A 13,954-nucleotide genomic window follows, 5' to 3' on the forward strand; every position below is an offset into this window, starting at 1 on the left:
TAATCAACGAAAACTACCATTCTATTCTTTTTTTTCTTCCGCACCTAATTCTTTCGTATATGCACCTACTTCTAAGTCAATTAATACCTTCTTACCTGGCTCAATTGTTTTTAAAATAAGCGGATAGGCTTCCATACGTTTTGCAAAATTTTGAATCGTAGTGCTCACTTCATAACCTTCATTCATATATAAAGTAAGATGATCTTCATTCGCATTCGTTGGTGAATAGCGAATCTCCGAAATAGATTTTAAAATAGCTGGTGTTAATTTTTCTAGTTCAGCGATTAACTCCTTCATTTTCTCTTCTTTAAAAGGTTCGAAAATCGGTGCTGCAACAGGAAGTTTTCCATTAGGTAGTACATCAAGCGTTTTTCCATTTTCTAATAACGGTTGTAATTTTCCCTCTTTATTTATATAACCAATCGTTAAATATTCTTCGATATGAATATCAATCTTGTTTGGAAAACGTTTTTTTACATTTACTGCTTTAATTTCTTTTCGCTTCGTTAAGTTTTCTTCAGCTTTATGTGCTGTCACTCGGAAATAACTTGTATCATATGTCACGCCTGAATCCTTCATTACTTGCTCATCCGTCATATAGTGATTTCCAAACACACTAATCTTTTTTATATTACTAAGCGGAGACCGAAAATAAATTAAAAAGAGCACTAATAAAAATAAAATTGATATGTATAAAATCAATCGATGATTAACATTTTTTTTGTTTTTTTTCTTTTGATTTTTCAATTTTGGTACACGATCTTGTAGTTTAATCACTTTACTATTATTCATGTACGATCCCCCTATGTAACATAAAGAACGGCATGTTCCTCATGCCGTTCTTATCTTCTTATTATAACATAAATGATAATGAGCGGAACGAATAACCGTTATCTTCCAATGATTTCTACTTCTGTATGCATATCTACATCAAATTTATCCTTAATTGTATGTTTTATTAATTCAATTAAGGACAATACATCTTGCGCTGAAGCTCCCCCGGTATTAACAATAAAATTGCCATGCATTTCAGAAATTTGAGCTCCACCAATCCTATAACCACGAAGCCCTGCTTTTTCTACTAAATCTCCTGCAAAATGTGGGATTGGATTCCGAAATACACTTCCTGCACACGGGTGATTCCATGGTTGCGTTTCACGGCGGTAATCTTTATTATTTTGCATGCTACGTACAATTTCTTCACGTTTTCCCGCCTGTAATTGAAACTCCGCCTCTAAAACAATACCAGGACGTTTCGTTTGCAATACAGATGCCCGATAAGAAAACTCCAGTTCTTTATTCATTAACCAGTCAATTGTACCGTCTTCAAACAGAATGAGAGCCTTCGATAATACACTCGATATATCCGATTTATGTGCACCTGCATTCATATATACTGCACCACCGACACTTCCTGGAATACCGCTTGCAAACTCCAATCCAGCTAACCCTTGACGACTAAGTAAAGTTGACAATTTAATAAGAGGATATCCACTACCAACTCTTACCTTATGTTTTTCGACCTCTAAGTGATCTAATCCTTCTCCTAAACGAATAACAACACCTTCTATGCCTTGATCAGATACAAGAAGGTTTGAACCGCGCCCAATTACAGTCCACTTCGTTTTGTATTGCTTTACTAACTGTAATGTTTTTTCAATACCGGCTACATGCTTTGGCACAATTAAAATATCTGCTGGTCCACCTATTTTCATAGTTGTATAACGTGCTAACGACTCGTTAACTAAAACACGACCAACGTCTGCTTCTATAAGCTCATTTACTAATTGTTCCATAGACAATCTCCCCCATATTAAGTCTCCTTATGACAATAATATGCAGGACGTTCACCTAACGTTATCCCTCTATTTACGGGCAGTACAGCTCCTAAATCAAAATTCGGCGGTAACAAAGAAGTTAGGCGAGAATCGGGATGCCAGTAAACATCCGATTAGTGAAAGGTAATAATCAACAAGAAAGAATCACTCCCCACCGATTAAAGCCTCACTTTATTTTTTTACAAGCTTATTCATTACTTCATACAGCTTATTTGCTGCATCTGGAATACCTAGTTGCTTAGCAGCTAGCTTCATATTTTGTAATGTTTGTGCATCCAATAAAATCTCATCAATATCACGAATAAGCGTTTCAGCTGTTAAATCTTTTTCAAGTAACATTTTTGCCGCTCCTTTATCAACAACTGAACGTGCATTCTTTTCCTGATGATTATTTGTTACGTACGGACTCGGTATTAACACACTTGGTTTTCCTAACGCTGTTAATTCTGCAAGTGTTGTTGCCCCAGCCCTTGAAACAACAAGGTCTACACCAGTTAGTACCTCTGGCATATTATGAATGAACGGCTTAATAATAACATTGTTCGGGTTCCCTTTTTGCTTCACGGCTTCCATCACTTTGTCATAATGTACTTCACCTGTTACATATAGTATTTCGTAGCTTTTGTTCCCAAACTGTTCAATTGCTTCAACGAAGGCATCGTTAATTGGTCTAGCTCCACGACTTCCACCAAATATAAGTACAGACTTTTTAGGAAGAGAAAGCCCAACTGAACGTTTCCCTTTCATTCCATTTTGATCCATTACCTCTGATGCTCGCGGATTACCTGTCATTACCACTTTTGACTCTGGAAAATGCTCTGTAGCTGCTTCAAAACAAACAGCAACTTTATCAACATAACGACTTAAAAATTTGTTCGTTACACCTGGTACACTATTTTGTTCATGTACAATAGTTGGAATACCTAATTTGGCTGCAGCGTATACAACTGGTCCACATACATATCCACCCGTTCCAATTACTATATCCGGATTAAAACGACGAATATATCGTTTACTATCCTGTACACCTTTTAGAAAACGCATTACTGTTTTCACATTATCTAATGATATTTTTCGTTTAAATCCACTTATAACAATAGACTGAAATGGTATACCTGCTTTTGGAACGATTGTACTCTCTAGTCCATTTTCCGTACCAATATATAAAAATCTTGCTTCTGGATTTAACTTTTTTATTTCTCTAATTAAAGCAAGAGCTGGATAAATATGACCACCAGTACCCCCACCACTAACTAATACACGCACTACTAACTCCTCCGCTTCTCTTTTCTTATTTCCATTATATTTATTTCTATATACATATTGCATTTTTACACACATACGAAAAACCCTGTCTTATAAACAGGGTTTAGTAGCGAGAATGGCGACTTATATTTAATAATACACCTACTGCCATTAACATTAATGTCAAACTTGATCCACCATAACTTAAAAACGGCAAGGTAATACCCGTAACAGGCATCAGTCCTGTTACAACACCAACATTAATCATTACTTGAATCGCAATCATCGCCACAATACCTACTGCTAAAAACGTACCATATAAATCTGGCGCTCCTAATGCGATACGAATCCCGCGCCATAATAATAGACTAAATAATAATAACACAAATGAACCACCAATAAAACCTAATTCCTCGGATAAGATTGCAAATATAAAGTCAGTTTGTGGTTCAGGTAAATAAAGAAATTTTTGTCTACTTTGTCCAAGTCCAAGCCCAAATAATCCACCAGGTCCAATTGCGAGTAATGATTGGATAATTTGAAATCCACTTCCAAGCGGATCTGACCACGGATCTAAATATGATGTAATGCGTTTCATTCGATACGGTGCTGATGCAATTAATCCTACAAATCCCGCTACACCAATCAAACCAAACATTGCAAAGTGAAAGACCCTCGCTCCCGAAATAAATATCATAATGATACATGTCCCAACCATTACCGTTCCTGTCCCAAGGTCTGGCTGTAACATAATCATCCCAAAAGCAAGAAACACAAAACTAAGAGCCGGTAATAAACCACGTTTAAAAGATGTGATCAATTTTTGCCGTTCCGCTAAAAACTTTGCCAAGAAAATAATCATCGCAAACTTCATAAATTCTGATGGTTGAATCGAAAATGCTCCGATCCCAATCCAACTTCGTGCTCCTCCTCGAACAAGACCTACTCCAGGAATAAGAACGAGAATAAGAAGAATGAAGCAAACTAGCAAAATTACTTTTGAATACGTACGCCACACCCAATAATCAATTTTCATAATAAAAAACATAGCTACTACACCAAGACCCGCAAACAGTAATTGTCTTTTTGCAAAAAAGAATGAGTCCCCCATTTTATAAGAGGCCCAAACTGCACTCGCACTATAAACCATAATCATTCCGATTGTCAACAATGAAAGTGTTACGATGATGAGCATAAAATCAGGCGTTTTCTTCATTACCCACAAACACCACCTCTTTAGGCAGAACCTTTTGCCCTATGTAACAAAACATCAGTAGGTGTTAGCCTACTGATGTTTTGATTTACTTTATATAAGTTTATGCACAGCTTGTATAAAAATGTCTCCTCTTTCTTCAAATGTTTTAAATTGATCCCAGCTTGCACACGCTGGAGAAAGAAGAACAACATCACCTTCTTTAGAATGAGCATAAGCTTTCACCACTGCTTCATCTAAAGTATCGACACTTTCAATTATATCTAATCCCGCTTTTTCTGCCGCTCTTACTAGTTTGGGAGCTGTTTGTCCAAATGTTACAATCGCTTTTACATTTTTGAAATACGGAATTAAATCATCGAATTCATTTCCGCGGTCAAGCCCACCTGCTAGTAACACAATCGGTTGTGTAAACGCAGATAGTGCTTTCTCAGTCGCTAACATATTCGTTGCTTTTGAGTCATTATAAAACTTACGGTTGTTAATCGTTGTTACATATTCTAAACGATGTTTTACACCCGTAAAACGTTTTAACACGATCGTAATTGCTTCATTAGAAGTACCTAATAATTTCGCAATACTCATCGCAGCTAAAATATTTTCTAGATTATGTTGACCAGGTAAAACGATATCGCTTACTTCAACAACTTTTTCACCTTTGAAATAAAGAGCGTTATCTTTTATACACGCGCCATCTTCAATTTCTTTCGTTGTCGAAAACAAGATTTTTTGACCTTTAGTATCCGCAGATAAAGCCATCACATCTGCATCATCCGCGTTTATTACACTATAATCGTTTTCTGTTTGGTTTTTAAAAACATTTGCTTTTGCTAAACCATATTCCTTCTTCGTCCCATGATAATCTAAGTGGGCTTCAAATAAGTTTAAGAACGCTGCAATTTTAGGCTGGAACGATTCTACTCCCATCAATTGGAACGATGAAAGTTCTGTAACTACAACTTCATTTTCTTTTGCATCCTGTGCTACTTCACAAGCTACAGTTCCTATATTCCCTGCAATAACAGGATGCTTTTGTCCTTCTTTTAACATTTCAAATGTCAGCATTGTTGTCGTCGTTTTACCATTAGATCCTGTAATTCCAACAAATGGCGCTTTTGAAATACGATATGCTAATTCAACTTCCGTAACAATTGGAATTTGCTTTTCTTTCGCAGCAACTAATATTGGATTAGAATACGGGATTCCTGGATTTTTAACGACAAGAGAAATATTTCTCTCTAATAATTCTAAAGGATGGCCACCGCATACAACGTCCATTCCTTTTGCTTGTAATTCTGCAGCAAGTACATTGTCTGCTAAAGGCTTTCCGTCATTTACAATGACATTCGCCCCTAACTTTTGTAACAATGTAGCTGCTGCATAACCACTTTTTGCAATGCCTAATACAAGAATATTCTTATTTTGAAATTCAGTTACAGTTTTCAATTACATCCACACCCCGATATAAATTCCTAACACAGCTAATAAAAATCCTGCAGACCAAAACGTCACAACAACACGCCACTCTGACCAACCACATAATTCATAATGATGGTGTAATGGACTCATTTTAAAGACACGTTTTCCTGTTGTTTTAAATGAAATGACCTGAATAATAACCGATAAAGTTTCCATGACGAATACTCCGCCAATAATTACAAGTAGCAATTCTTGTTTTAATAAAATCGCTACAGCTGCAATGGCTCCACCTAAAGCTAATGAACCTGTATCTCCCATAAACACTTTTGCTGGATTCGCATTGAATACTAAAAATCCAAGTACAGCTCCTACCACTGCCATACAGAATATCGCTACTCCAAATTGCTCTTGTGCCACAGCAATAATACTAAATGCTCCAAATGCAATAGCAGCTGTTCCTGATAATAAACCATCTAAACCGTCAGTTAAGTTAACTGCATTTGATCCACCAATAAGCATAAATAGTACAAGTACAAAATACGCCCAACCTAATTCAAACTTAACATCCGTTCCCGGAATCATGATGTATGTGTGGAACGCTTGCCCTTTTCCAATTAAAAAGAATGCAATAGCAATAACAAGCTGCCCTACTAATTTTTGTTTTGATGTTAAACCAAGATTTCTCTTCTTAACTACCTTTATGTAGTCATCTAAAAATCCGATTAATCCGTAACCAAACGTCACTAATAGTAATAACGAAACCTCTGCACCTAAATAATTAAACTTAATCGCCATAATAAGTGAAGTTACCATCATAGATACGTATATGACGATACCACCCATTGTCGGTGTCCCTGATTTTTTTTGATGTGACTTTGGTCCCTCATCACGAATACTCTGTCCGAACTTTAATTTTCTTAAAAATGGAATAAACAATGGCGAAAGGGCAACAGAAATTAAGAATGCTACCCCAGCCGTTACTAATAAACCTTGCTCAAGCACATGTAGTCCTCCTCTCACGTTGTTACTCTTCGTTGTTTAAACGCCTTGTAATTGCTTCTTTCGCAACTTCTCGATCATCAAAATGATGAACTTCTTTACCAATAATTTGATACGTTTCATGACCCTTACCAGCAATAATAATGATATCATCTGCTTTTACTTTAGTGATTGCATGGTGTATCGCTTCTTTTCTATCAATAATCACTTCATAATTATTTCCACTTGCACCATGTACCATATCATCTAAAATAGCCGCTGGATCTTCACTTCTTGGATTATCTGATGTGTAAATTGCATGAGTTGCATATTTTGTTGCAACACTTGCCATTATCGGTCTCTTCGTTCGGTCCCTATCGCCACCACAACCAACGATACAATACACATCACCTTTTGCAAATTGTTTTGCAGTTTTTAATACATTTTCTAAACTATCCGGCGTATGTGCGTAATCAACAATAACTGTATAATTTTGTCCTCCATCAACAACTTCAAAACGCCCTGGAACCCCAGCTAGTTCCTTTATAACAGCAATGATTGTTTCTAATTTCACACCCGAAACAAGTCCTGCTGCTGTTGCTGCAAGTACGTTATATACATTAAATTTACCTATTAATTTCATCGTAACATTTACACTTTCATACGGTGTGACAAGGGTAAATGTAGTTCCGCCACTCGTCATAACGATATTTTTTGCCATAATGTCACTTGTTGTATCAATACCATATGTTACAACAGTTGCTGCAGTACTTCTCATATACTCTTCTGTTACATTATCATCGCTATTCAGCACAGCGTACTTTTCACGATTATGATTATAACTATTGCCAAGCTGTGCAAATAGTAACCCTTTTGCATGTTTATATTCTTCCATCGTTTTATGATAGTCTAAATGATCTTGTGTTAAGTTCGTAAACACCGCTACATCGTAATCACATCCGTGTACACGACCAAGATCTAACGCATGTGACGAAACTTCCATTACCGTGCTGTCCACACCTTGTTCAACCATTTTTGAAAACGTCTGTTGAAGTGTTAGTGCATCTGGTGTTGTATTTTTCACCTCAAATGTTTCATCACCGATTTTCATATTAATCGTTCCAATTAGCCCTGTTTTATGACCATGTGCTCGCATAATCTCATCCATAATATGCGATGTTGTTGTCTTTCCATTTGTACCTGTAATTCCGATTAAATGTAACTTGTGTGTCGGTTGACCATAAAAATAATCAGCTAAAACCGCTAACGAACGAAAAGTATTTTTCACAAGTACAACTGGAACGTCAACATCAATTGGTCTTTCCGCAACAATAGCAGCCGCTCCTTGTGCCGCTGCTTGCTTAGCAAAATCATGGCTATCAACCGTATATCCTTTCATACATACAAATAAGCTTCCTTCTTTCACTTTACGTGAATCAGCTTCTATAGATGTGATTTCTGGATTTTCTTTTGGAACAACTGGAAAATCATGCAAACATGATAAAAGTGTATGCAACTTCATTTCACTAAACCCTCTCTACATTGTTTATTTATCTTTTTTTCAGTAAGCAACACATTACCTCCTATATAAGGAGGTAAGTGCTACTGGCCTATTTATGACTGAGACACTTATTGTCTCAAGTTAAGTAACTGTTCTATAAAGAACTCACTTCCACCAATTGTACCATAAAACGTACTATGTTACCTTTAATTCCCGAAGTAAATTCTAATTTTCGAGCCTTCTTTTACTTTAGCTCCCGCTTCTGGTGATTGCTTAATTACTTTCTCTCCATCTCCACTTATATCAAGCTGCAAATCGACGAGTTGTGTTTGTAAATCTTTCTTTTTCATTCCAATTAAATTCGGAACTTCCACAGTTGGTGTATCGCCCCATTTATATTCTTTTTCAACTTGTTCTTTTCTCGGTTTCACTCCCATAACAGGAAGCGCATCTCGAAGGATATTCCCGACAATTGGAGCTGCTACCACTCCACCAAACTGTGTAACCCCTTTTGGATTATCAACAGCAACATACACAACAATCTCTGGATCATCCGCTGGAGCAAATCCGATAAAAGATACAATATAATTATTCTCTAAATATTTACCATCTTTCACCTTTTGAGCAGTACCCGTTTTTCCACCTACACGATATCCATCAATATAAGCACCTTTACCAGAACCTTTCGCTACAACATTCTCTAATGCATAACGAACTTTTTCTGAAGTTTCCTTGGAAATAACTTTTCTTTTCTCAACAGGTGTCTTTTTACTAACAACTTGATTATTTTTCGGATCAATAAACTCCTTAGCTATATACGGCTGATACAATGTTCCACCATTTACAGCCGCCGCTACAGCTGCTACTTGTTGAATTGGTGTAACAGAAACCCCTTGGCCGAATGAAGTTGTCGCTTGCTCTACTGGACCAACTTTATCTAAATTAAATAAAATCCCACTGCCTTCACCTTGCAAGTCAATCCCAGTCTTCTGCCCAAAACCAAAATTACGAATGTATTTAAATAATCGGTCTTTACCAAGGCGATCACCAAGTTCAATAAATCCCGGGTTACATGAGTTTTGAACGACTTCTAAAAACGTTTGACTGCCATGACCTCCTGCTTTCCAGCATTTCAATCTAGCTCCACCGACTTCAGCTGCTCCATCATCATAAAACGTATCCTTCTCTAAGTCTACTAAATTTTCATTCAATGCTGCAGCTAGTGTAATGATCTTAAATGTTGAACCAGGCTCATACGTACTCCACACAGGTAGATTTCTGTTATACACTTCTGGAGAGACACTTTGAAAATCCGCTGGATCAAAACTCGGCCGACTAGACATACCTAAAATTTCACCATTTTTAGGATTCATTGCAATTGCAATCATACCGTCTGGATTATAAGTTGACTCCGCAATATTCATTTCTCTTTCCATAATCCTTGTAATACGCGCATCGATTGTTAATCCTAAATTTAAACCGGCTTCTGGCTTTTTGAAATCATCACCAACATTAGGCATCCTTTGTCCTTTCGCATCTGCAAAAAAACGCACATGACCTTTGTCCCCATTTAGCTCTTTATCATAATATTTTTCTAGTCCCATAAGACCTTGGTTATCGCTACCTGCAAAACCTAATACATGTGATAAAAAGTTTCCAAATGGATAGTACCGGATAGAATCCTCTGCGATATACACGCCCTTCAAACTTAATCCTCGTACTTCTTTCGCTTTGTCATGTGATATTTTCCTTCCGCCTTTATCTAACCTTACAATCGATTCTTTTTTTGTAATTCTTTTATAAATCTCATCTTTTTCCACACCTAATACTGCAGCTAACTTCTCTGCAGTCTCTGCTGGTTTTTCAATTTGCCTCGGTACAACAAAGACAGTTGGAGCACTTTTATTCGTGGCAAGTTCCACACCATTTCGGTCTAAAATTTTCCCACGTTCGGGTTCAAAAGTAATATTACGACTCCATGAATCTTTCGCACGATCCGTTAACATATTCCCAAGAAAAAATTGCACATATCCAAGACGAATATCGATAATAGTGAAAATAAGTATACCTGATATAAGTATAAAAATAAGTCGTTTTCTAACTGTTACATTTGATACACGCATATCGGAACAAGCCTCCCTTACGCCTAGCTTGTTCCAATATATGCTTGTACTTATTTAATTAGAACTTCTTCTCTTTTACCATTACGGCTTTTCTGCTTCTTGTTGTGGTTCGAGTGGCGGTACGAGTGTGACACCTAATTCTGTACCAGGTTGTAATAATGTTCCTTCCGCCACACTTTGTTCTGTTACGTATCCTGTACCAGAAGGTTTCAAGTTAAGCTGTAATGTCTTCGCTAAATTCATAACATCACGTAGTGCCCATCCTTGTATATTTGGCATTGTAGGCTTATCTCCTACCAAGAAGACTCGGTCGCCTTTTAATGTTTGTTCAGTCGCTTTTGGTACTTGTTGCTGTACTTTCCCTTCACCTAGTACGATTGGACGAAGTTTTGCTTTATCAATCGCTTTCCCCGCTTCAGCCATCGTTTTACCAGTTACATCTGGAACAGTAGTTTGTTGTTCTTTCAGATGTTTTTTCGGATCTTTCACTTCATTTGGCTTAATCTTTAAATACTCTAAACTATTTTTTGTTACATATTTAAAAATATCAGCTAAAGGTTGTGCGCCGTTCTCATCATCTTTTAATTTCGGCTGTTTAACAGCTACATACACAACAAGTTGTGGATCGTCCATTGGTGCCATACCTAAGAATGAGAATATATAATTCTGTCTTCCTGTCATATAGCCGCCTTTTCCATCCGGAATTTGCGCTGTACCTGTTTTACCACCAACTGAATATCCATCAATTTTATAAGCTGTCCCTGTACCTTTCGGAGATGTAACAACACGTTCTAATAACTGTCTTACTTGCGCTGCTGTTTCCTTTGTAACAGGTTTTCCTACTTCTTCTGGCTTATGTTCTAATTTTACTTTGTCTGTTATCGGATCTACAATTTTATCAATTGCATAAGGTTTCATCATTTTCCCATCATTTGCAATGGCCGTTGCAGCTTGTACAAGCTGCATAGGTGTTACAGTGGAACCTTGTCCAAAAGCTGTTGTCACCTGTTGTATTTGCTGATCAAATAAAATTGTATTCGATCCTTCACCTGATAAATCAATGTTCGTTTTTTCATCTAATCCAAAACTATGAATATATTTTCGGAAACGTTCTGGACCAAGTTTTTGATCTCCTAAAATTGCAAACGCTACGTTTGAAGAACGCTCTACCCCTTCATCAAACGTGATAGAGCCCCAACCAGCACCACCGTTATGATCTTTTATTTTCCTATTTCCGACTTGATATGTCCCGGACTGATAATAATCTTGCCCTTTGTACACACCTTCATTAATAGCTGCCGCTAACGTGAAAATTTTCATTGTTGATCCAGGTTCAAATGCATTGGCAATTGCGTCATTGAAGAAATATTTAATTTGACGATCATTAGGGTCATAACTAGGTTTAGTAGACATCGCTAATATTTTTCCGGTTTTCGGATCTGCAACAATCCCTATTAAACTTTCTGGCTCATATTGCTTACTTGCTGCTTTCATCGCGTCTTCTAAATAACTTTGGACACGTTGATCAATTGTTAAATAAGCGTTATCTCCATTTTTAGGTGCCTTTACATTAACTTTTCCACCATCAAGGGATACACCTTTACGATCACCTGTATACGCTACTTCTCCATTAGAAGCACTTAAGTATTTATCCAAGCTTTTTTCTATGCCAAATTGACCTACCGAGGTTCCATTCTCATTTGGTTTTGCATGACCTATAACGTAAGATGCAAAATCACCGTTTGGATACACCCTTGCATTTTCTGTAATAAAAGATATTCCCGGCAATTTCAACGCTTCTATTTGTTCCTTCTTTTCTTTCGTCAAATCCTTGCCTAACGTTCCAAATTCGACTTGACTTCTACCTTCCTTATTTAAAGAAGCTAAAATATCCTCTTCGCCTTTTCCAAGTACTCCTGCAATTTTCTTTGCAGTATCTTCTTTATTCTCAACAGAGTTAGCACCTTTTAGCGCAGCTACTATTTTATAAGAGTTTGCGTCTTGTGCTAACACATGACCGTTTTGATCATAAATGGTTCCTCGGTTCGCTTCAAGAACTCCTTTTTTACTATGCTTTTGTTTAGCAAGTGCATCTAAATCCTGATTATGAACTGTTCCTGTTGATTGTATGTAAAAAAATCGGGCTAATAACAGCAAAAAGAGCAGGAGGAAAAATATCATAAAATAACCTGCTCCCTTATTGGTATGAAATTTAGTCATATTCTTCTTCATCGTTCCTTCACACCTATTGCCTTATTTGAGGCCTTTCACATTATTCGCATTAATTTCTAGCCCATGTTTTTTTGCAACTTCAGCGATTCGTTCATAGCGACTTAACTTCTCTACTTCAGCTTGTAATTCTTGATTTTCTTTTTGCTGCTGTACAATTTTTTCTTCTATCGTCGCTGCTTCTACATTAACTTGATAAAGGCCTGCTTTATTTCCAATAAACGCGACACAGGCATACAATAAAAAGCCAATAAACGCTACATACAACAGTTTTTCGATTCTTGTAATTTTCGCTTTAACCTTCGGCTTAGCCATCTGCTGTGGGGGCGTTTGAATTTGCACCTCTTCTTGCGCTTGTTGTTTGTACTTTACAGCTAAATTAGTCATACCTCTCTCTCCCTTTTATCGTTTTTCAGCGATTCTCAACTTCGCAGAACGCGCACGATTATTTTCTTCTAGCTCTATATCAGAAGGTAAAATCGGTTTTCTTGTAATAAGCTTTAATTTCGGCTTAAATTCATCAGGAATAATCGGTAATCCTGGTGGCAATTGTGGCGTTGTACTATTTCGCTTAAACGTTGTTTTACAAATACGATCTTCCAATGAATGGAATGTTATAACACTAACCCTTCCACCTGGCTTAACCATCTCAATAGCAGATTCCAATGCTTCTTCAAATACTTTTAATTCATCATTTACAGCTATACGAATTGCCTGAAACACCCGCTTAGCAGGATGCCCACCAGTTCTACGAGCAGGAGCCGGAATACCTTCTTTAATTAGCTCTACTAATTCTCCTGTCGTTTCAATAGCTTTATTCTCACGATAAGCTTCAATTTTTCTTGCAATTTGTTTTGAAAATTTCTCTTCACCGTATTGGAAGAAAATCCTTACAAGTTGTTCATATGACCAGCTATTTACAACATCATATGCTGTTAATGGGGCATCTTGATCCATCCGCATATCTAACGGTGCATCATGATGATAACTAAAGCCTCGCTCTGGTGTATCTAATTGTGGGGATGAAACACCTAAATCAAATAAAATACCGTCTACTTCTGTTATACCTATTTCTTGCAGTTTTTCAGCTAAATAACGGAAGTTACTCTTTACTGTTATAAACTGTTCACCGTATGAAGAGAACTTTTCTTTCGCGTTTTGAATCGCTATCTCATCTTGATCAAACGCTATTAATTTTCCACCTTCAGTTAATTGAGATAATAAATAAGAACTATGTCCTCCTCCCCCCAGTGTACAATCTACATATGTACCATCTGGCTTTATATCTAAGCCGTCTACTGTTTCCTTTAAAAGCACTGTTACGTGTTTAAACATTGTTGCACCTACTCTTTTTCCAATTAATTATGTTGAATGTATCCCTTCCTCTAAGCACATATTTCACGCTTAG

Annotated in this window: 11 protein-coding genes; all 11 read right to left on the minus strand. The window is 36.9% G+C overall.

Features of this window, described 5'->3' with window-relative positions; genetic code table 11:
• Positions 1-21: 21 nt before the first annotated feature.
• Positions 22-792 carry a cell division protein DivIB gene (gene divIB / locus CQ064_RS20545; RefSeq protein ID WP_001065789.1) on the minus strand — a complete coding sequence of 257 codons (771 nt, stop codon included), beginning with the start codon at positions 790-792 and terminating at the stop codon, positions 22-24.
• Positions 793-890: 98 nt separating this feature from the next.
• Complete coding sequence (murB, locus tag CQ064_RS20550) at positions 891-1,796, minus strand: UDP-N-acetylmuramate dehydrogenase (RefSeq protein ID WP_000437027.1); 906 nt, start codon at positions 1,794-1,796, stop codon at positions 891-893.
• Between the two features lie 213 nt (positions 1,797-2,009).
• A complete protein-coding gene (gene murG, locus CQ064_RS20555; RefSeq protein ID WP_024927913.1) occupies positions 2,010-3,104 on the minus strand; it encodes an undecaprenyldiphospho-muramoylpentapeptide beta-N-acetylglucosaminyltransferase in 1,095 nt (364 codons plus the stop codon).
• A gap of 103 nt (positions 3,105-3,207) precedes the next feature.
• Positions 3,208-4,299 carry a stage V sporulation protein E gene (gene spoVE, locus CQ064_RS20560; RefSeq protein ID WP_000753524.1) on the minus strand — a complete coding sequence of 364 codons (1,092 nt, stop codon included), beginning with the start codon at positions 4,297-4,299 and terminating at the stop codon, positions 3,208-3,210.
• 90 nt (positions 4,300-4,389) lie between these two features.
• A complete protein-coding gene (gene murD / locus CQ064_RS20565; RefSeq protein WP_000860102.1) occupies positions 4,390-5,742 on the minus strand; it encodes a UDP-N-acetylmuramoyl-L-alanine--D-glutamate ligase in 1,353 nt (450 codons plus the stop codon).
• Positions 5,743-6,717, minus strand: coding sequence for a phospho-N-acetylmuramoyl-pentapeptide-transferase (gene mraY, locus CQ064_RS20570; RefSeq protein ID WP_000893060.1), 975 nt, complete (start codon positions 6,715-6,717; stop codon positions 5,743-5,745).
• Between the two features lie 22 nt (positions 6,718-6,739).
• Entirely contained in the window at positions 6,740-8,215 is a 1,476-nt protein-coding gene (gene murE / locus CQ064_RS20575; RefSeq protein ID WP_000766290.1) for a UDP-N-acetylmuramoyl-L-alanyl-D-glutamate--2,6-diaminopimelate ligase, read from the minus strand.
• Between the two features lie 185 nt (positions 8,216-8,400).
• On the minus strand, positions 8,401-10,317 hold the full coding sequence (locus tag CQ064_RS20580; RefSeq protein WP_001266235.1) for a stage V sporulation protein D: 1,917 nt from the start codon (positions 10,315-10,317) through the stop codon (positions 8,401-8,403).
• An 81-nt stretch (positions 10,318-10,398) separates the two neighbouring features.
• The gene (locus tag CQ064_RS20585) at positions 10,399-12,549 is read right to left on the minus strand and encodes a penicillin-binding protein (protein WP_000739956.1); all 2,151 of its coding nucleotides are present in this window, start codon (positions 12,547-12,549) and stop codon (positions 10,399-10,401) included.
• 21 nt (positions 12,550-12,570) lie between these two features.
• Positions 12,571-12,933 carry a cell division protein FtsL gene (gene ftsL / locus CQ064_RS20590; protein ID WP_000182804.1) on the minus strand — a complete coding sequence of 121 codons (363 nt, stop codon included), beginning with the start codon at positions 12,931-12,933 and terminating at the stop codon, positions 12,571-12,573.
• Positions 12,934-12,948: 15 nt separating this feature from the next.
• The gene (rsmH, locus tag CQ064_RS20595; RefSeq protein ID WP_000472508.1) at positions 12,949-13,881 is read right to left on the minus strand and encodes a 16S rRNA (cytosine(1402)-N(4))-methyltransferase RsmH; all 933 of its coding nucleotides are present in this window, start codon (positions 13,879-13,881) and stop codon (positions 12,949-12,951) included.
• Between the last annotated feature and the right edge of the window lie 73 nt (positions 13,882-13,954).

This window comes from Bacillus sp. MYb78 (genome assembly GCF_002975115.1).
Classification (GTDB): domain Bacteria; phylum Bacillota; class Bacilli; order Bacillales; family Bacillaceae_G; genus Bacillus_A; species Bacillus_A cereus.

Coding starts and splice junctions, on each gene's coding strand:
- CQ064_RS20580 (WP_001266235.1), bottom strand. CDS start 10,317: ATGCGTGTATCAAATGTAACAGTTAGAAAACGACTTATTTTTATACTT.
- CQ064_RS20585 (WP_000739956.1), bottom strand. CDS start 12,549: ATGAAGAAGAATATGACTAAATTTCATACCAATAAGGGAGCAGGTTAT.
- divIB (WP_001065789.1), bottom strand. CDS start 792: ATGAATAATAGTAAAGTGATTAAACTACAAGATCGTGTACCAAAATTG.
- murB (WP_000437027.1), bottom strand. CDS start 1,796: ATGGAACAATTAGTAAATGAGCTTATAGAAGCAGACGTTGGTCGTGTT.
- rsmH (WP_000472508.1), bottom strand. CDS start 13,881: ATGTTTAAACACGTAACAGTGCTTTTAAAGGAAACAGTAGACGGCTTA.
- murE (WP_000766290.1), bottom strand. CDS start 8,215: ATGAAGTTGCATACACTTTTATCATGTTTGCATGATTTTCCAGTTGTT.
- ftsL (WP_000182804.1), bottom strand. CDS start 12,933: ATGACTAATTTAGCTGTAAAGTACAAACAACAAGCGCAAGAAGAGGTG.
- spoVE (WP_000753524.1), bottom strand. CDS start 4,299: ATGAAGAAAACGCCTGATTTTATGCTCATCATCGTAACACTTTCATTG.